Origin of the sequence: Dysgonomonas termitidis (assembly GCF_042654545.1) — a bacterium.
Classification (GTDB): Bacteria; Bacteroidota; Bacteroidia; order Bacteroidales; family Dysgonomonadaceae; genus Dysgonomonas; species Dysgonomonas termitidis.
The window spans coordinates 1-18,342 of sequence record NZ_JBHSGN010000103.1; the positions used below are offsets into that span (position 1 = coordinate 1).

An 18,342-nucleotide genomic window follows, 5' to 3' on the forward strand; every position below is an offset into this window, starting at 1 on the left:
CAAATATAAGTATTTTCACTCATCCTTAACGAATTATCAGTTTATCAGCAGACCCTAATTACAGGAATAACAAAACAGTTTGTTTTACCGCTACCCGTACCCGTTGAAACAACAACATTTTTTCCTGCAACGATTTTCTCGACTGCTTTTTCTTGGTGCAAATACAAAGGACGAGAAACAGGAAGTTTTGGTTCGTGTATCTTGTCTTTTTCCAAATCTCTGAAAAGTGAAGACAATATACCTTTTTCTATCAGTTCATCAAGCGTTTTGCCCGACTTGAACGAATCTTTAATCTCAACAAAAGGTCCACTTGAAACCGTTTTTTCTAATTCTTCAACTAATCTTTTTTGCAGATTTTGATTACGGAAATGAAAGGTTGTACTTATATAACCAATGTACTCTTTCTTTATTTCTTCTGCGGCTTTTGCTGGATTAAACATATTCTTCTTCTTTAAATCTATATAAATTCATCTCGTCATACAGCTCATTTTGTTGTGCAATATTGCAAATACCCTTTCGTCTTTTATCGAAAAACAAACCACCGATAAAGTCATTTTCGCCTTCATAGCCTGCCACTAACCAAAGCGTAAAATTATCTCTCAGTTCAATCCTTACAGGATTTACTTTGTCATAATCTCCATTTTCGTTTTCCATTCTGTTTAACACTCTTGTTTCTCCATTTTGGTCTATTACGCACAATTGTCCTGTGTAATAAACATTTTCTTCTTCTTTAACTAATTCCAATTTGTCAATGAAGTATTTTGGAATAAATGAAATCCATTCAAAAGATTTTGCATTCATACAAGTTGCTGCCAATAGTTTGATTACTTTGTTTTTAAACCTCAATTTATCGAGAGTGCCAACCACTAAATCACCCTCAAAAATAGTATCGTACTTTTCTTCTTTTGAAAAGACATTTTTGTCTTTAATTTTCACAATTATTTTATAAAAATCTTCATCAAAATTACCAAATTGAATGTTTGTTGCACCAACTTTTTTCCTTCCGCTTTTCTCATTTTTTCCATTTGCTTTCGCAATAAGGAAAAAATCATTGTCTTTATCTCCAATAAAAGTATTCTCTACATCCCAACAAACTTTTCCATTTCTGTAAATTAACGGATTTTCCACAAAATGCTCCTTGGTGGCGATATTGAAAAGGTCAAATTTGTTTTTTCCATCTGAAAAACGAACAGAAATATTTGTGTAATTTTCATTAGCATAAATGGCTCGACCAATTTCAAATTTTCCGCTCTGATTTTTTGCAATTTCAAATGATTTACCGTCAACTTTCCCAAGAATAGATACTGTTTCATTTTCTTTTGGGCTGTCTATTTCCAATAAGTCTCCATTTTTCAACAAATCTTTATACCATATTTTTTTGTTAATCGGCTCATTATGCCATTCATCATCGTTTATTCGCCATTTCAAATAAGGTACTTTTACAACAAGAACACCATCGTTTAAGGGGCAAATAACTTCTTCATCTTGTTTACTCCAAGATAATTCTATTGTTTCATTATTGCTGTTTATGGTAATTTTTCGCCCAATGTCTCCGTAGTAAAATGGATTATTGAATTGTATATCAATCTCAGACAATACGATGATAGTTTCTTTTAATAGTTCCTTTTCTTTTTCGTAAGAATATAAGGATATTTCAGTTGGGTAATATTCGGAAATTAACCCAAGTATTTTTAATCCAAATTGATAACAATTCAGTTCAATCCGTTCGTAATTCAGTTCTTGTAGTTTGTAACGTTTATTGTCTATTTTCAATTCCAATGCTTTTAAATTGAAATTTTCGGGTATCATTAACTTAACAGCATTTTTGTACACAATGCAAGAAATATCATCTAATATCCATTCAACATCGGCTACACTCCCTATCAAACAAGCATTTTTGCCTAAACTTGCCGTCTTTGTTTTATCTATGAAAAAGACTTGCTTCGTTTCGCCGACTAAGCATTCTCCTGCATTTGGATAAATATTGTATAGATTTGTTCCAAAAGTTGATAGTTCGCCTGGAACACTTTTTAGTGCATCTATATCTTTTGAATAAACGAAGTAATTTGTCGGTTTATTTATTTGGCTGAAAATTTCTTTTTCGCCTTCAAACAAAATAAATTCTCTGTTAAGTGAAGAGGTTTTGCTCTTTTCCGAATCAAATATAACTATCTCGTTTTCCTTAATTTCAATCTTAATAGTGATAGCATCGGCACACTTCAACAATTCATTTAATTTAAACTCCTTTGTTTTTGTGGCAACAACCAATTCACCTCTTTTAGTCCTTAATTCTTCTGAATAAAGTTGTTCGCCATTCACATAAACCGCAAGCCATATTTTATTATTGCTGTTGTCTAACCTGATTGACGGAATGCAGAGAAAAACCTCATTTTCGTTTCTAATGTATTTCGCAACAATATCATGCTTTGAAACTGTTGGAACTCGTTTTTTGTGTACTATATCATCTGAAAGTTTTTCGGATTCAGTTTTATTTTTCCACCAATCAACAATATATCGTTCTAATCTTGTGTTTTCTTCGACTATCTCCCTATTAAATAGTTTGTTTATATTATAGAATGTATCTTTTATGAATTTAATGAACTCGACAGATAAGCTCTCATTCAAAACAAAAGAGCGTAAACCAATTTTTATAGAATATGCACTCGACCCGATAGAAACTAACTTATCTTCTCGATAGCCGCCTCCTAACACATTTTTCATTTGCTCTGCAGCAATTTCACAAAGCCATTCATCATCACTTGTAAAACCAAAATCTAAATCTTTTTTAAATACATTGTAACAAAGGTCAAAAAATGAACAAATACTGTTTTTGGGTGCAAACGAGTGCATCATCAAGGTGGCATAGTACTTTTGTCCATATGTAACCACTGGAATATTACAACTTCTACCGAGCCAACCAATTACATCTCTGTATTTTTGACAAAGTTGTTGATTAACATCAGAACCAAATAATATTTTAAATACATAATCCCAATATCCGCTGTTTTCTTCACTATCTTCATCAGTGCCGGATTGTTTCCAACGTTTTGCTATTTCAACAAGTGTCGCGAATATCAGATTATGATGATTTTTATTAAAATCATCACTTAAACTACCAACAACATCTACCATTAAGGAATATTCTTCTTCGGTAAAATCATGGTTTCCAATTAATTTATTTTCATTGAAAACTTTTTCTATCTGTTGAAGTAATCCATTCATGTTAATCGCAAATTCTTATTTCATACAAAAATAATAAACATCTAAGAATTAGACATGTTTCTATCTAAAAACCTTTATTTTATCTATTTCTTAGGTTTAGTTTCCTCATACATCTGATACCAATACATCGCTTTCTCTTTCCATTCTCTGTATTCATGAATGAAATATCCGGCAAGGAATGCAGAAGCCAAAGTAATTACCCACATCACAATATACCACTTCAAGCCTTTGGATGGTTGTTTTACTTTTCGAAGTTTATTTTCCATTTCGTTGATAAAGTTCCGGCTTAGTTGTTCAAACTTGTTAGTGTCAATAGAGATTTGCTTCTCACATAAGATATTTACACTCTCCCTGACTTGGTTTGCCGTTTCATCGTTCATTCGGGATATTTCCCTGAGCTGGTAGATTTGACCGCTCAGGATATTATCTGCTGTTTCGCGGGAAATATCCTCTTTTCCGGCAAACTTATTCCGGCGTTTGGAGTTTTTACTGTTGTCGTCCATAATATCGTTTTTTAGCTTTCTTCTTTTTATGTTTCAATGTATTATCTTCTTCTTCGGGATTGTGCCTATTGGGAGTAAACAAGTCTGCCAATAGCGAAGCTATGTCGGAACTTACTCCTGAATAGGATTGTTGATTGCTTGCATCTTGGTTGTGACTCTGCCGAATTTGTTGCGAATGATCCTCTTCCAGTGAAGAGGAAAAATTGTTGGCAAGCGACCGGAATCCAAACTCCCGACCTATTTCAGATGCTTTGAATGTCTGCCCCTCGTAAGTGAAGCGGATACCATAGGTATTCCCTTGCTTGTTCTTTGCTGATTCAACACCTATACTTTCGTTTTCCAATCCACGCAAAAAGCCCTCTAAACTGACGTTCTTGAATAATTCATAATAGGCAATTTGTTGGAGCTTTTCTTTTGTCTTTTGGCGTGCAGGGTCTGTATAGGCTTTCAGATGCTCTTTTTGTTTCTGAACATCCTTAGCTATCGTCAGTCCCATTTCACGGCTTATCTCTTCCGCAATCTTTGCCGAACGGTTGCTCATAAAGGTTGTATCGAATACTTTACTATCTACTCCGATGCGGTTTGCAATCAGGTGGATATGTGGTTTTCCTGTGTCTTTATGGGTGCAGGCTATCCATTGATGATTCTGCAATCCCATTTTTTTAGCGAATGTCCGTGCTATTTTAATCATATCTCCCGGTTTGAGTTTACCAATATCCTGCGGAGATATACCGATTTCATAACGCATATATTTGTTCTTGCATCGGTAGTTGTATTGATTAACCATTTCAAACTCCCGGAGAATGTCGGCAGGCGAATCACTTTCAACCATGTTCCTGCCGACTATCTTATCCAGCTTACCCTCACGCAAGGCATAATTAATCGCATTACCTCCGTGTGCTATTGCTTTTCCTTTTCCAATCATACGCCTAAAAGAATCGGTTATACAACTGTCGGGATTGTTCCAGATATTCCGCAATGGCGATCACTAATTGTGGGTCTTTGTTCCGTATAAGATTGGCAAGTCGGGCAATGGCATTATTATGTTCTTTCAGCTCCCGGAAGTATAAAATCTCTGTCGGGCTTAGCTTCGGGCTGGCAAGTATCCTACCTGTCAGGCATTGTTGCCGGCAATACTCGGAAAGGCTTACTCCCGACCTTTCAGCCATGCCCTCGATTCTCTCTTTTTCTAATTCCGTACATCGGAATTTTATATAGCTATTTTTCATTTGACTACTGATTATTTTGATAAAAAAACTGTCGAGAGCGAAGCGATTGCATTTTCCCGCCAGCGAAAGCGGTTCAGGCGGCAAGCGCAGTTTGTGGTAACAAACTGACGTCTTGCAATGCACTTCGCGCAAAGGTTAGCTCTACATCCTGTGCCCTTTCCTTTTCGTTGGAATCTGCCGTTTAAAAGAAGAGACGGCATTATTCTCTTTGACCTCTTTTTTGGGCTTAAATTTATCCCGCCAGTAATCGTTCAGGTCTTTATGATTTCGATAGAAAACAGACTGGTCGATTACCTCTTTACAAACCGGGCTTAAACATTGAACAGCCCGCTTGCCTGCTTCATCATTATCAAGAAAAGCGTGTATTGTCTGGTGGGTTTGAAGAAAAGGAATCGCTTTTGGAAGATTGGCTAATGAATTTAATATTGCCGAATCTATTGTTGGCGAAGCGTTCTGTTTTAGTGAGAGATAAGAGAGAAAATCAATAAAACCCTCGAATAGCATAACTGCATCATTGCCATTGTTTATAGTCGTAATATTCTTTGGAGTAGTACTTCCTTTGAAATACTTGTTCCGAAGTTCCCAGCCTCCGGCATCATTCTGAAAACCTATTGCAAAATATGGCTTACCATTTACTGAGTAATAAACTTCTTTGCAATATCGGTTTGCAATATCGGTCGAAATTCGTCTTTCTTTTAGATAATCAAGCAAAGCTGGATTTGACAATGACTGTATTTTGCGAATCGTTACTGTAGGTTCTTGTGTTTCCGGAATATTATTTCGTTGAAAAGAAAAAGGGCTCGTCTGTTGTACTGTCGTTATGTTGTACTGACTTAATGAAGTAATAACTTCATTCATTGAAGCATTATTGATTCGCATAACGAGGTCGATAATGCTTCCACCCTCGCCAGTTCCGTAATCAATCCACAAATTTTGATTGTAATCTACTTTCAAGCTGGCATCTCTATCTTCCCGGAAGGGAGAGTGATACATACCATATCGAACATTCTCTTTCGTCGGACATATCCCTATTTGCCCAAGATATTCCCGGATACTTATTTTCTTTATATCTTCTAAAGTCATAATCTTAAATTTTTGTTGATTTGTTGCGAAACGGATATATTTCGCAGATAATAAATGAGTTACGGTATCAACAGGCTCGCAACAAATCTTAGTTTCTAAACTCTTTGTTCTCCACAATCTTCGTTTTGTGGTATCTTTGTTGCGCTGTTGTTGCTTAGTTGTTCTTTTTGATTTTTAATTAGTTATAGATAAAAAAGAACATTACAACAGAATTTTATCTACCAAAGACTTTTCTATTTCTACGAAACGTCCTTTTTTTCTCACTGAATCCAATTCTCCATCAAATCTCTGCGAATAGAGGGTGTAATAACTGTTGTTCTCAGAATGGACACCCCAGTTATCTTTCAGTATATTGCGAATTTGATTGAGGTCGGCTTTCAGTCCGGCATTTTGAACTGCGTTTAATAAATCCTTTGTACAACAACGAAAAGTTATCTGTCCGGTCAACTCCATCATCTCGTTACAGTGAGAAGCCATTTCTATTTCAATCTTACTGGAATTGTATTTCTTGATTTTGTTCAGAGCAGGCGTTTCGAGTAAAGCTGGATTGAACCACATTCGAGACTCGTTCTGAGTGGATAGCTCTCTGTGAAGAAGAAAATGCAGAAAATGAGGAATTTCCTTTTCCATTAATTGTTTCAAGTCGGTTAAATAGTTCTCGACCGGACTGACTTTCCTAACCCAAAAACGGATTTCTTCCTTTGGAATTATAATCGGATTTCGTTCATTATTGGAACATAGAACGAATTTGGCGAAGAATTCAATCTCTCGTCGGTCTTTCCCTTTCGCTTCGATTTTATAATCTCCAGCTGTTGATAGATTCTTAATCTTTTCAGTATCTTCCATTTTGTTAAGGAGAAGTTCATCAATAAGAACCAGCAATCTATTCGCCCAATCAGCATTGAACTGACTTTTGAAGTCTTCGTTTGTGTTAAACGTAGCGTTTTTGCAGAATATCATCTTTAGAAACTTCAGGAAGGTGCTTTTTCCGGTGTTACGTTCAGTCGAGACTAATAAGATGATCGGTAGGATTTGAGTAGGCTTCTTGTAGAGTAGCTGTATATAATCATACGCCAGTTCTATCTGTTCCTCGAAAATATGTTCAAGGAACATGCAAATATATGGAAACTCTCCCTCGCAAGGAACGTGATTGACGGGTTCATATTGGTTTAGATAAGTCCCATATACCTGCATATAGTTGATATGATTCGGAATAATGCAAAAACCATCATACTTTTCAATCTCCGGCAGGTTATTCTTGCCATAATCCTGTCGAAGAGTTTCATAACTCCAAATTATCTTCTCCTCAATATAGTCGCCACTGATTAGCGGACGGCGGACAATCTTGTATAAAGTTGTGCCGACTCGGATATACTTTTCTTTATTTCCCATGACGTACTCCTTTCCTGCCGGTGCGTATCGCTTCGACATCTACGAGTTTGTACCGCTTTCGCCCTCCGAATGGGTAAGACTTGATATAACCTGTCTTCTCCCAACTCCATAAAGTGGAAGAATCAATTTTGAGGAGATTCAGCACCTCTTTTCTGCTGAGAAAGTCTTCTGGAGATTGGTCGTTCGTTTTTGGCTTGATACTACTGACCATCTCTTTGAAGATTTCTCGCAAATCTTCGAGTTTGAGTGTTACACTAACATTCGCCCCGGAATTCAATAAATCACGATAATTCATAATCGGAAATTTTAGAATTAAACAATAAATTACTTTCGGACTCAATCGAATCCGAGGCAAATAAAAAGAGAGATTTTTCGGAGACCCAAATCACTGGGTTATCTCCTCAAAATCTCTCCATTATCTCTAAAAAAAAGGATTATGAACGGTTTTCGGACATATATTTCGGGATATCGTCTATGTTCGGAATGGTGTGTTTCCGTGTTTGGTAGTCGTAAAGTTTCCCTTTTATTGTTGAGGGGGATAATTTATTCAGTTCGGAAAATACTGTTTTAAGCCAAGGAACTACTTCTTGTTTGTCATGCTCAAAATAGTGAGACATGTTCCATCCAAAGTGAAACATATCAGGGTTCTTTAGCTCTCTTGGCTTGATTGGAATTAGATTATCCGGCAAGCTCTCTTTTCGTGCAAAGTATTTGATATACTCATCAAGCCTTAGCAGTTCGTCATTTGTTATGTAGGGAGCCATCGTCAGATGGGAATATTCAATAAACAAATTTATTTTTGCTATTTCTTTATCAATGAATAGTTTATCTGCATTTCGCCTTATCTCGTCTATTGATTGAAGTCTCAACATTTCTTCTTTTTCACTGAGGGCGTTATTTATGTCTTCAATAACTATGCTTGTGGATTTGTTTTTTCTAGGCAATTTTTTCATTACCCAAGGAACAATACTATGAGCTAAAGTTGCAAGGATTATCAAATATAAAACAATGCATATACCGAGAATAATTATAAAAGTTAGATTTGCTGTACCAGTATCAAAGCCTTTCTCAAGCATAATTCTTCGTCCAATCATGGATATGATTACTCCGACAAGAACAACTATCGAGAGTAAAATTATATGGCTGTTGATTTTTCGGTAATCCATAACTTTGTGCTTAGTTTATTTTCCAGTAACCGCCTCTGTCTCCACCGACACGTTCAAGAATACCTTTGGCTTTAAGAGAATCTATATACCTATAAACAGTTGTCGTTCCTATATTTAGTTTTTCAGCTATGGATTTTCTTGATATCTTATTATCTTCTTTAATAAGAGCAACAATATCGGCTTCTTTTTGAGTCAAATTTTCTGCACCACTATCTATACCATTTTCTGCACCATCTGCACTATTTTCTGCACCGTTTTTTATGTCATCTGCACCATCCTCCGGTTTTGGGTCTGCATTCATAACAGTAACTTTGAAAGTGAAAATGTCTTTGAAATCAAAAATGGCTTGTCCGTTTTTATTTTCTTCGAGTATCTCCTGCACCATGTTTATTCCCCGGTTGAAGCGATTTACATAACCAAGGGTTTTCATTGCTTCTGCAATAACAGGATTACGATAGTCGTTTGCATTAGGAAAGTTTTCCGGTTGCACTTTACCATAAAGACCTCCCGGATTATCCAATTCTATCCTATCGGAATATTCATAAAACTTTGCAGGTGCATTTGTTTGATAATTACGGTGCATGATGAGATTCATCGCCAACTCTCTTATCGCCTCGTATGGATAATTGATTTTCATTTCCTCCCGCAAAACCGTAACAAATACCGGACGCTGTTTCTGAATAGTGTATTTGATAAAATAGTCTATCTCTCGCAGCATCGTAATTAGATTACCGGAAAACTGTCTTTCGTTTATTACCTTGGATGTTATTTTCTTTCCGGCAAATTCAACATACTGTATATATGATCCAAAGAGAATACGCTTTGGGTCTTTCCCTATTAATAAGATTCCGGCTACTGTTGGACAGTCTGAAGCTATATCGAAAAGTGTTAATGATGCCAATTGCTGTTTAATATCTCGTTTATCTGCCTTTAAGGTGTCAGTATTTACCATTTTAGGAAGATATTCTGTCCTAAATAAATCTAAGTCCAAGTCATCAATGGTGCTGTGTAAGCAAGGAGTAGTGTCGTATGTGGGAGATTTGACTTCGCTTTTTTCACGAAGGATTCTATCTTCTTCTTCATTGGCTTCGCTTTTTCTTGCTCCAATACGAACATAAGTCGTTCCTTTGTATTTAACGGGTGTAATTTTACTCGGTAGAACTTCAACGACAGCAAGGTCTCCTTCTGGAAAAGAAACTTTTTCTACCATCAATGCAGGTTTGGGCTGTATATTTCCATCAGAACGAAGACCGGCAAGACTACGCAACAATTCATCTGTAACTTTCAATCCGCAAAGAGTGCCATTGTCATGTGCTCCTACCATTAGATAGCCCGGCAATTTCTTATTGGGAAGATCATTAGCATAGGCACATATAGCTTTTGCAAACTTATCTGTATCTTTTGTTGAGATTGTTCGCTCGACACGTTCGTTCTCTATATCTTCCAGTAATTCTTTTATTTCGTCTTTTGAAATCATAAAAATCTGATATTTAATACAAAAGTACGTTTTTATTCTAACATACCGATTAATTCTTTCTTCATCTCGTCATCAATGGTTCTGTACCGGGCAAATGCTTTACTCCCCTCTTTATGTCCGCTCAATGCACCAACCAAATTCGGATCTTTTACTTTTTTATAGATATTTCCAATAAAACTACGCCTTGCCATATGTGAAGAAGCAACTGCATAAAGAGGTCTCTGAACTTCTTCTCTGGTTTGTTGGTCGAGAACTGTAACCATACGATCCAATCCGGCTCTTTTGAATGCTTCTTTTATCTTTCGGTTATAATCTTGTTCTGTATTATATGGAAAAATGGTTTCTCTCTCGTAATCTTTATATTTCTCAATGAGCTGTTTTGCCGTATCACTCAACGGAACTCGAACGGTTATTGCTCGTTCCTCTTTTGTTTTTCTCGGAATATATTCAATCGCATTGTCAATAATGCTTTTATAGGTCATTTTGTATAGGTCGCTAACCCTGCAACCAATCAGACATTGAAAAACAAAAATATCACGTTGGGTTTCCAGCTCTGCATTATCGGACAAATCAGCGTCTAATAGTTTGTTTCGCTCGTCATTGCTTATATAGATGGGAGTACCATAGACAATCTCGCCAATGGTAAAATGTTTGAATGGATTATTTGTGGTGTACTCATTATCGTTTGCCCAAATAATAAAGCTACGAAAACGGAGCATCATATCAGCAACGGAGTTTTGTCCACGAGGTTTCGGAATGCCTTTGGGAACTACGTTGCCATCTTCGTCTAATGTAGGTGGGCGTTTTCTCTTCGGAGTTTTAACTGCTATTTTGCTTGAATACGGAAATTCTTCATATATGGCTGGATATTTGAGAAAAGCCTCCCTCTCATTTCCTAGAAAATCTTCGATCTGTTGTAGTAAATCTAAAGATAAGTTGGCAAAAGACAGCTTAAATCCTCTATGCCCCTCTTTTTTCTTGAATAACTCAAAGCGGTGCAGACATCGCATTATTACTTTGAAATTTTTTTGACGTGGGACTGACAATTTATGAATAGAAAGGTATTTCTCCATCACATCAAAGAAGAATTCTTCTTTGGGAGCAACAGATTTTCGAGTAGGTTTATAAAACTTCTTTATTTCTTTTTCAATGAAAGGTCTGTCTATCGTGTTTTTATCTTCACTTGTATTTATGAGATTTTCAAGGTGTTCGGTCAGAGCTTTGAGTTTAGAACGCTTTTCTAGCAATAGTTCTCTTTCTTCTCCCTGTATCAGCGGAATATTAATATCATTTTTCTTCCCCCAGCGTTTTCTATCAACCCAAATGCCAGAGCCCACCCGGATACGAATATCACGAGAAACATACAACCGCAAACTTATCTCTGACTCTCCCGCGGTATTGACTGCTTTTCCTAAATAAAAATTGGTCTGTGCCATAAGTGAAAAATTTCTATATTCGCAAAGGTACAATAAATAAGAAAATTAGCAAGTTTCCGTGTCCGCAATTTGTCCGCATTTTTCAAAAAGTACTAAAATCGCATCCAAACATACTCAATCAAAATCAACCATTACATATTGTGTATCAAACAAATATACGTTGTTTCCAATTTTATTGATTTGGATGGTTTTGAACTTACCAAAACCGGCTCTGGGTACTGAGGCGGAGAAAGTTGAAAAACTCTCTCCGCTTTTTGTTTTTATACCTCGTAATTCATTGGTTTGCTGATAAATTAAATCAAGTACCATATTATAAGAATTGGTTCGATATGAATTTCCATCAAATGCGACTTTTTCGGGGAACATTGAACTTAATAGCTTGCATTTCATTTCAACCTTACCTTCTTTTATATAGTAATCCATATTGTCTATCAGGCCAATAGAGTACTTCAATTTTGGTTCGATATTAGAACGGTTTAGGTTTTCTTCTATTGTCTTTTTTTCTTGAATGACTGCAATTTCTTTTTATACCTTTCCTTCATCCTATCGTAATCATCCTGTTTTACTTTTCATCTATATACATATCCTCTAATTTGCTTCTTCTTGGTTCATATTTGCCATTTCAATACATACCCTGAGATAATGGGGCGTAAAGTGAACTTTTTTTCGGAACAAGATAAGGCTGCTAATCCAACTGAACACAGCAACAAAGCCAAATGTAATGCAAGCTATTGGAAACCATAAGTATGTTAATAGAATGCATTTCTTTTTTAACAGTTCATATTTATCCATCAAATAATTCCAGATCTTACGATTGGCTTCCTTTTGAGAGTATTTGATATAAGCTAGTTTGTTCATGGATCAAAAATTAGAGTTTATTTAAATTTGATTGCATGCATCTTGCGTCTTTTAGTTATACGTTATACTATACTCCTATTTTGAGGATTACACTCTCTCCAAACTTCTATAAATTATTTTATTTTTTCTTCTCGCAGATATTTTAAAGGGGAAAGTAGTCGTTCACCAAGGCTACGGTCATCGGTAATAATCTCAGCTTGCCCCGATAGTTCACCTGTAAAATTGAGTATTTTTCCTGACGTCGTCATTAATCCTTTAGTTAATTCTACTTCCACAGTATATTTATCTTCTGTTGGAACAAGGGATATATTCCTTATTTTAGCTTTAAGTATTCCATACTCCATATAGGGATATCCATTCAATTTGATGTTTGTAACCTGACCTACTTTAACTTTTCCATATCCAAAAGATGCGATAGCCGTTTTCCCTATGATTTCTCCTGGCTGTTCGGATATAACGGCAAAGACCTTATCCCCCGATTCTACAAACTGGTCTTTTTGCCAGAAAGTATTAAATGTTACAGTTCCATTTATTGGAGATATTAACAAATATGTTTGCTTCCATGCTTCAATGGCGGTAACTAATTCTCTGTATGCCGATCTTAATTCTGAATAATATTGATTCTTGTCCTGAAGGTGTTGCAGAGATAGTTTTTTAACGGATTCATTCATCTGTACAGATTCTACATTCTCATGTATAATTGATGTCTGGAGCTGATGAAAGGATTGTTGCAGGTTTAAATAGGTTTGTTCAGCTGTTTCCAGCTCAGCTTTGGAGATTACACCTCTGTTATATAAACTTTCTTCCCTTTTGTAAGCTGATCGTGCTAATGTCAATTCATTTTCTTTTAATTTCAATTGTTTTTTTTAAGCAATGAAATAGTTCTTCTTTTCTGATATTTGTTTTTGAAGAGCCAGTTTCTCTTGGCTTGTGAGATTGACGGAATGAAAGTTATCATAGTTTACAGCAGCTCTTGTAAATAATGAAAACGTCGATTGTAAATCGCCGAGTTCATATGAGCATGTATAAAGTTCTGTTGGGATATAGAATACGGAATCGGATATAACCACTTGATTTAGCAAATTACCCAGTTTATTTACATCATTTGTTTGTGCTGCATTGTCTATTACAGCCAGAAGATCATATTGGTTTACGTGTTGTTTTTCTCTGCATAATAAATCCTTAATTCGTCCGCTGGATTTTGCAACAAGCCATACTGGAGGGTTCTGTGTCGTTATAACAATCTCTCCAGTTACAATATCAGGATATTTAAAGAAAAAACAACCGATAAACAATACTAGAATCACTCCGCAGATAACCGATATACCATACCTTATAAGAGCATGTGGCGGACGGGTCAGGATTTCCTTGACCTCATCACTGCGTAATTCTATTTTATCCGATTCTTTCAATTTCATCTATAGTTCCAGTTGGTTTTTTACGAGGCTGTAATAAGCGCCTTTATTATTTGTTAACTCTTCGTGTGTTCCTATTTCCACGATTTCGCCTTTTTCCAGCACTACAATCTGATCAGCGTGGCGTACAGTACTTAACCGATGGGCGACAATGATAGAGGTACGTCCTTTAAAAAAATCCCAAAGATTTTCCATGATGGTACGTTCATTATTTGCGTCTAAAGCATTTGTTGCTTCATCAAAGAATACGAATTCCGGATCTTTATATACGGCCCTAGCTATAAGAATCCGTTGTTTCTGACCTTGACTTAATCCATGCCCTTCACTTCCAATTTTAGTATTGTACGAAAGGGGGAGTGACTCTATAAATTCACGAATATTTGCGGTTATAACAGCATTCATTAAGCGTTCCTTATCGATATTTTCTACCTCAGGCGCTATGTTTTTCGCAATTGTATCAGAAAATATAAACCCATCTTGCATAACTACTCCGCATTTTTTACGCCATTCGCGGATACTGTAACTATTTAGGTTGTTTTCACCTAAAAGGATATCACCTTTATCCAAAGAGTAGAATCTCAGCAGAAGTTTTAACAAAGTTGTTTTACCGCTACCGCTAGTTCCAACTATGGCCGTTTGTTTGCCATAGGGAATTAGGAATTCAATATCTTTTATAACGGTTTTACCAATTGATGTTTTATCATAAGAGAAGTTTATTCTCCTTATATTCAGATCTTTATTTGATGGGATATTCTGTATTTGTATCTCATCCATACTCTCCTCTTCTTCTTTTTCATGTATTTCGCTTAAACGCTCTATGCTAAGTTTTGCATCCTGTGTTTGTCGGAAAAAATTTATCATTTGATCAATAGGGCCATTTAGTTGTCCTATAATATACTGTACAGCCGACATCATTCCCAAAGTCATATCTCCTTGCACTACTAATTGAGCAACTAAAGCCGTTATAATAAGATTCTTTACCTGATTAATCAATATAGCACCAGAATTTTGGTACTGTCCTAACGCAAGACCTTTTATACGGATACGAAATAGTTTTGCTTGTATACGTTCCCACTCCCAACGCTTCTGTCGTTCACAAGCATTAAGCTTAATTTCTTGCATGCCTGTTATAAGTTGCACTATATTGCTTTGATTAGCCGATTGTTGCGCGAAATTTTTGCGGTCAAGCTCTTCTCTTCGTTTCATAAATATCCATACCCAGCAGAAATACAGGATACTGCCAATAAAAAAGATAATAAATATTTTCACGCTGTATAGCAATAGTACAATACTGAAAATGATAATATTGAAAAATGAGAATAAAATGTTTAAAGTCGAATTTGTCAGATAATTTTGTATGCGATCATGGTCATTTATACGCTGCAGAATATCTCCGACCATTTTCGTATCAAAATATTCCATAGGTAAACGCATGAGTTTAATAAGATAATCTGAAATCAAGGCAATATTGATTCGTGTTCCCAAATGTAAAAGTATCCATCCCCGTATAAATTCTACTGATGTGCTACTAAGAATTAATACGAGCTGGGCTATAAGTACCAGATAGATAAAACTAAGATTTTGAGTGTTGATACCAAAATCAACAATAGATTGTGTAAGAAAAGGAATTATTAGTTGAATAATACTTCCAAAGAGCAGACCTAAAAATAATTGAGATATGAACTTCTTATAAGGTTTTAAATAAGCAAAAAGGAATCTGAGTCCTACGCGCTCAGCCTTATTAGTTTTCTGCTCATAAAAGTCGGGGGTAGGCTCCAAAAGTAAAGATACACCAACTTTTTCTCCTTCATTAACTGAGCTAATCCAACAATGGCAGAATTCGTCTTTCGTATATTTAAATTTTCCTCCTGAAGGATCTGCAATATATATATAATCAATACCTCTTTTTCTCTTTATTTTATATACAACAACAAAGTGTGATTGATTCCAGTGAATGATACAGGGTAATGTTGCGTCTTTTAAATTATCAAAAGGAATCATTATACCCATTGTACGAAAGCCTATGTTTTCTGCAGCTTCACTGATGCCTAAAAGTGATACACCTTCCCGCGTTATACGTGATTTCTCCTTTAAATCCTCCAATGAATAAGTTCGCCCATAATACGCTGCCACCATTCTTAAACAAGTAGGGCCACAATCAACTAAATCGTGCTGAATAAAAAGAGGGAAGATGTTTTTGTGCATAGAAATGATAACAATATGATAACGTTAAAGAATGTATTTTTATAAAAATTCTAAATAATTTTGAATCTATAAAAAGGACTTATATGATTTCAAAAACCGAGGAAAAAGAATTTTATAAAACAATTTATATATTAACTTTTGGTAAAGAGTTCCATTATTTTTACTCGAATGAAAGTGAGACTATATTAAACTTTCTGAAAAGAGAATTCTGGGGTGAAGATTTGCGTCTCAGAATAAATCTTCTTGCTAAACTCCTTTATTTTGATTCTTTAGTGAATCCACAGATAAGCTCCGAATTAAGAGTAAAATCCAAAGAGCTAATACTGTATGCTACTCACATGCTAGAATAAGTCCCACCCCCTTAATGTTTTTTATAGAAATTGAGGCATCTTCTGATAAATAACGTCTCATTTTGCTGATAAATACATCTAGACTTCTAGATGTAAAATAGTCATTTGTACCCCAAAATTTGATTAGTATATCTTCTCGAAGAACAACTTCTCCTTTTTTATCACATAATAAATTCAATATTTGGGATTCTCTGGAAGTAAGGTTTTGCTTTTTTGAATTATAGTCTAAGTGATAGAGCGTAGGGTCAAATAGATATTTTCCGATTTTATATATCTTTTCTTTATGTTTTATTACCTGATTATATTTTAGCTGCATCAATGCTTTAATATGAGCATCTAATTCATCTGGTAAAAAAGGCTTTTTTATATAATTATTTACTCCGGCTTCATATCCGATTTTAACGTCTGTAGACGAACTCTTTCCTGTAGCAAAAATAATTGGTATATCTGTGTTAGATTTCCGAATGTGTTTTACCATATCTATTCCATTTAAAATTGGCATATCAATATCTGATACAATTACATCGGGAGTATAGTCTGCTAATATTTGTAAACCCTCATCACCATTTACGGATGTTATCACTTCATAACCACCAATGATTTCCTCAAGGCTGCTTTTTATAATATAGGCTAAATTTATATCATCTTCTATTAATAATAGTTTTATCATTTTTATTTGGTATTATTATAGTAAATTCACTGTATAGATCCAATAAACTATTAATTTTTATTTCTCCATCATGTGCCGTAACAACCTGATAAACATGATTTAACCCCAATCCAAATCCACTTTTGTGATTCTCCTTTTTCAGAGAAATTACACGTTCAAACTTATCAAATATACGCTTTTGATCTCTCAACGAAATACCTATTCCATTATCTTTTATTTTTATTATTGTGTTGGATGCATTTTTTAAACAAACAATAGTTATTACAACTTCATTTTTAGAATACTTGATCGCATTATCAATCAAATTGCTAAATGCTTCATACATATATTCTCTATCTGCGTAGATAGTATTTATATTATTATATTCTGTAATGAACTGGATATTCTTTTCTGAATTTAATTTATATTTCTCTATTAATTTGTCGAATATTGATTTTATATCAATATGTTGTTTGGATAAGTTTACCTTTTTTTCTTCAAATTTAGCAATAGTCAATATTTTGTTTGTGAGAGATAAGAGATGCTCTCCTTCTGCAGTTAGAATACTGTAATACTGATCTTTTAATTGTGGTTTGTTATCCAATTTACCTCCTTTTAGAGTATTTACTCCCATTAATATTGTTGTTATAGGATTTTTCATGTCATGGATCATTGCATGTGTAAAATCTTGTCTGATTTCAGCAATGCGATCCTGTCGGGTAATTATTCGGATTTGAAAGAAAAGGCAATAGCCAATAAAGATTGCTATTATAAATGAGGTTATAAGTAATAATAACATTCTGCTGAATATCATTCGATTAGGTGATTTTACTGTTGTTTGAATCATTTCCGATCGATCGGTTTTGATCGGTTTCTGAATCCGAATCCCTGACGATAATTCCTGTTGGAAACCAGTCTCTATTTTTTCTATAATTTCACCATCTGCTCCAATCTTTACTATAGAATAATTAATCTGGTCAAGATTCTTTTTTAACGTTTCTTTCCAGATGCTATCTAATTTAGATATAGAAAAAGGATATCCCTCTGAAGATAAGAATTCACTAAAGATTATAGCATTTGTATAAGAACTATTCTCAGGTTTTGCTCCTGTTACAGTTCTACCACTCGGTATGCGAGATGAATTATTTAATCGAAGGTATACTTCTTTTTCAATTGATTGGACGAATTCTTTTTCGAGTTTATCTTCCAACTCTTTTTCATAGAAAGAATATGTATTATAGAGCCAAATCCCTTGTAGGGCAAATATTAATACAAGGCCGATACAGGTAACTATTTTTATAAGATTATTCTTCATTTTCACGAGATTATACAGTAAACAAATATAACAATATTTAAA

At 35.0% G+C, this 18,342-nt stretch carries 16 protein-coding genes and 1 pseudogene; all 17 read right to left on the bottom strand.

What is annotated here, in order from left to right; translation table 11 throughout:
* Window positions 1–44: 44 nt before the first annotated feature.
* The 17 genes and pseudogenes from ACFO6W_RS17265 to ACFO6W_RS17345 all read right to left on the bottom strand — a co-directional run bounded on the left by ACFO6W_RS17265 (window position 45) and on the right by ACFO6W_RS17345 (window position 18,300).
* Window positions 45–440 carry a DEAD/DEAH box helicase gene (locus tag ACFO6W_RS17265; protein WP_379998689.1) on the bottom strand — a complete coding sequence of 132 codons (396 nt, stop codon included), beginning with the start codon at window positions 438–440 and terminating at the stop codon, window positions 45–47.
* On the bottom strand, window positions 433–3,222 hold the full coding sequence (locus ACFO6W_RS17270) for a hypothetical protein (RefSeq protein WP_379998691.1): 2,790 nt from the start codon (window positions 3,220–3,222) through the stop codon (window positions 433–435). Before ACFO6W_RS17270 ends, ACFO6W_RS17265 begins: the two co-directional genes overlap by 8 nt.
* An 83-nt stretch (window positions 3,223–3,305) precedes the next feature.
* Window positions 3,306–3,725 (bottom strand): hypothetical protein, encoded by a 420-nt coding sequence (locus ACFO6W_RS17275; protein ID WP_379998693.1) that lies wholly within the window; start codon window positions 3,723–3,725, stop codon window positions 3,306–3,308.
* On the bottom strand, window positions 3,709–4,650 hold the full coding sequence (locus ACFO6W_RS17280; RefSeq protein WP_379998695.1) for a relaxase/mobilization nuclease domain-containing protein: 942 nt from the start codon (window positions 4,648–4,650) through the stop codon (window positions 3,709–3,711). The genes ACFO6W_RS17275 and ACFO6W_RS17280 overlap by 17 nt, the downstream gene beginning before the upstream one ends.
* Before the next feature lie 4 nt (window positions 4,651–4,654).
* Window positions 4,655–4,954, bottom strand: coding sequence for a plasmid mobilization protein (locus tag ACFO6W_RS17285; RefSeq protein ID WP_379998697.1), 300 nt, complete (start codon window positions 4,952–4,954; stop codon window positions 4,655–4,657).
* Between the two features lie 141 nt (window positions 4,955–5,095).
* Window positions 5,096–6,037 carry a toprim domain-containing protein gene (locus ACFO6W_RS17290; RefSeq protein WP_379998699.1) on the bottom strand — a complete coding sequence of 314 codons (942 nt, stop codon included), beginning with the start codon at window positions 6,035–6,037 and terminating at the stop codon, window positions 5,096–5,098.
* A gap of 201 nt (window positions 6,038–6,238) precedes the next feature.
* Window positions 6,239–7,429, bottom strand: a complete 1,191-nt coding sequence (locus ACFO6W_RS17295; RefSeq protein WP_379998701.1) for a primase-helicase family protein — start codon at window positions 7,427–7,429, stop codon at window positions 6,239–6,241.
* Window positions 7,419–7,724 (bottom strand): helix-turn-helix transcriptional regulator, encoded by a 306-nt coding sequence (locus tag ACFO6W_RS17300; protein WP_379998703.1) that lies wholly within the window; start codon window positions 7,722–7,724, stop codon window positions 7,419–7,421. Before ACFO6W_RS17300 ends, ACFO6W_RS17295 begins: the two co-directional genes overlap by 11 nt.
* A gap of 139 nt (window positions 7,725–7,863) precedes the next feature.
* Entirely contained in the window at window positions 7,864–8,595 is a 732-nt protein-coding gene (locus ACFO6W_RS17305) for a magnesium transporter (RefSeq protein ID WP_379998705.1), read from the bottom strand.
* Between the two features lie 10 nt (window positions 8,596–8,605).
* Window positions 8,606–10,072 (bottom strand): RNA-binding domain-containing protein, encoded by a 1,467-nt coding sequence (locus tag ACFO6W_RS17310; protein ID WP_379998707.1) that lies wholly within the window; start codon window positions 10,070–10,072, stop codon window positions 8,606–8,608.
* A gap of 32 nt (window positions 10,073–10,104) precedes the next feature.
* Window positions 10,105–11,508 carry a site-specific integrase gene (locus ACFO6W_RS17315; protein ID WP_379998709.1) on the bottom strand — a complete coding sequence of 468 codons (1,404 nt, stop codon included), beginning with the start codon at window positions 11,506–11,508 and terminating at the stop codon, window positions 10,105–10,107.
* 114 nt (window positions 11,509–11,622) lie between these two features.
* A pseudogene (locus ACFO6W_RS17320) lies at window positions 11,623–12,118 on the bottom strand (hypothetical protein); the annotation flags it as partial.
* Between the two features lie 361 nt (window positions 12,119–12,479).
* A complete protein-coding gene (locus tag ACFO6W_RS17325; RefSeq protein ID WP_379998711.1) occupies window positions 12,480–13,223 on the bottom strand; it encodes an HlyD family secretion protein in 744 nt (247 codons plus the stop codon).
* A 9-nt stretch (window positions 13,224–13,232) separates the two neighbouring features.
* On the bottom strand, window positions 13,233–13,784 hold the full coding sequence (locus tag ACFO6W_RS17330) for an HlyD family secretion protein (RefSeq protein ID WP_379998713.1): 552 nt from the start codon (window positions 13,782–13,784) through the stop codon (window positions 13,233–13,235).
* Window positions 13,785–15,986 carry a peptidase domain-containing ABC transporter gene (locus ACFO6W_RS17335; protein ID WP_379998714.1) on the bottom strand — a complete coding sequence of 734 codons (2,202 nt, stop codon included), beginning with the start codon at window positions 15,984–15,986 and terminating at the stop codon, window positions 13,785–13,787.
* Between the two features lie 330 nt (window positions 15,987–16,316).
* Entirely contained in the window at window positions 16,317–17,006 is a 690-nt protein-coding gene (locus ACFO6W_RS17340) for a response regulator transcription factor (RefSeq protein WP_379998715.1), read from the bottom strand.
* Window positions 16,978–18,300, bottom strand: a complete 1,323-nt coding sequence (locus ACFO6W_RS17345) for a sensor histidine kinase (RefSeq protein ID WP_379998716.1) — start codon at window positions 18,298–18,300, stop codon at window positions 16,978–16,980. Before ACFO6W_RS17345 ends, ACFO6W_RS17340 begins: the two co-directional genes overlap by 29 nt.
* Window positions 18,301–18,342: the final 42 nt, after the last annotated feature.

Coding starts and splice junctions, on each gene's coding strand:
- ACFO6W_RS17285 (WP_379998697.1), bottom strand. CDS start 4,954: ATGAAAAATAGCTATATAAAATTCCGATGTACGGAATTAGAAAAAGAG.
- ACFO6W_RS17310 (WP_379998707.1), bottom strand. CDS start 10,072: ATGATTTCAAAAGACGAAATAAAAGAATTACTGGAAGATATAGAGAAC.
- ACFO6W_RS17305 (WP_379998705.1), bottom strand. CDS start 8,595: ATGGATTACCGAAAAATCAACAGCCATATAATTTTACTCTCGATAGTT.
- ACFO6W_RS17345 (WP_379998716.1), bottom strand. CDS start 18,300: ATGAAGAATAATCTTATAAAAATAGTTACCTGTATCGGCCTTGTATTA.
- ACFO6W_RS17295 (WP_379998701.1), bottom strand. CDS start 7,429: ATGGGAAATAAAGAAAAGTATATCCGAGTCGGCACAACTTTATACAAG.
- ACFO6W_RS17300 (WP_379998703.1), bottom strand. CDS start 7,724: ATGAATTATCGTGATTTATTGAATTCCGGGGCGAATGTTAGTGTAACA.
- ACFO6W_RS17330 (WP_379998713.1), bottom strand. CDS start 13,784: ATGAAATTGAAAGAATCGGATAAAATAGAATTACGCAGTGATGAGGTC.
- ACFO6W_RS17270 (WP_379998691.1), bottom strand. CDS start 3,222: ATGAATGGATTACTTCAACAGATAGAAAAAGTTTTCAATGAAAATAAA.
- ACFO6W_RS17340 (WP_379998715.1), bottom strand. CDS start 17,006: ATGATAAAACTATTATTAATAGAAGATGATATAAATTTAGCCTATATT.
- ACFO6W_RS17335 (WP_379998714.1), bottom strand. CDS start 15,986: ATGCACAAAAACATCTTCCCTCTTTTTATTCAGCACGATTTAGTTGAT.
- ACFO6W_RS17290 (WP_379998699.1), bottom strand. CDS start 6,037: ATGACTTTAGAAGATATAAAGAAAATAAGTATCCGGGAATATCTTGGG.
- ACFO6W_RS17315 (WP_379998709.1), bottom strand. CDS start 11,508: ATGGCACAGACCAATTTTTATTTAGGAAAAGCAGTCAATACCGCGGGA.
- ACFO6W_RS17265 (WP_379998689.1), bottom strand. CDS start 440: ATGTTTAATCCAGCAAAAGCCGCAGAAGAAATAAAGAAAGAGTACATT.
- ACFO6W_RS17275 (WP_379998693.1), bottom strand. CDS start 3,725: ATGGACGACAACAGTAAAAACTCCAAACGCCGGAATAAGTTTGCCGGA.
- ACFO6W_RS17280 (WP_379998695.1), bottom strand. CDS start 4,650: ATGATTGGAAAAGGAAAAGCAATAGCACACGGAGGTAATGCGATTAAT.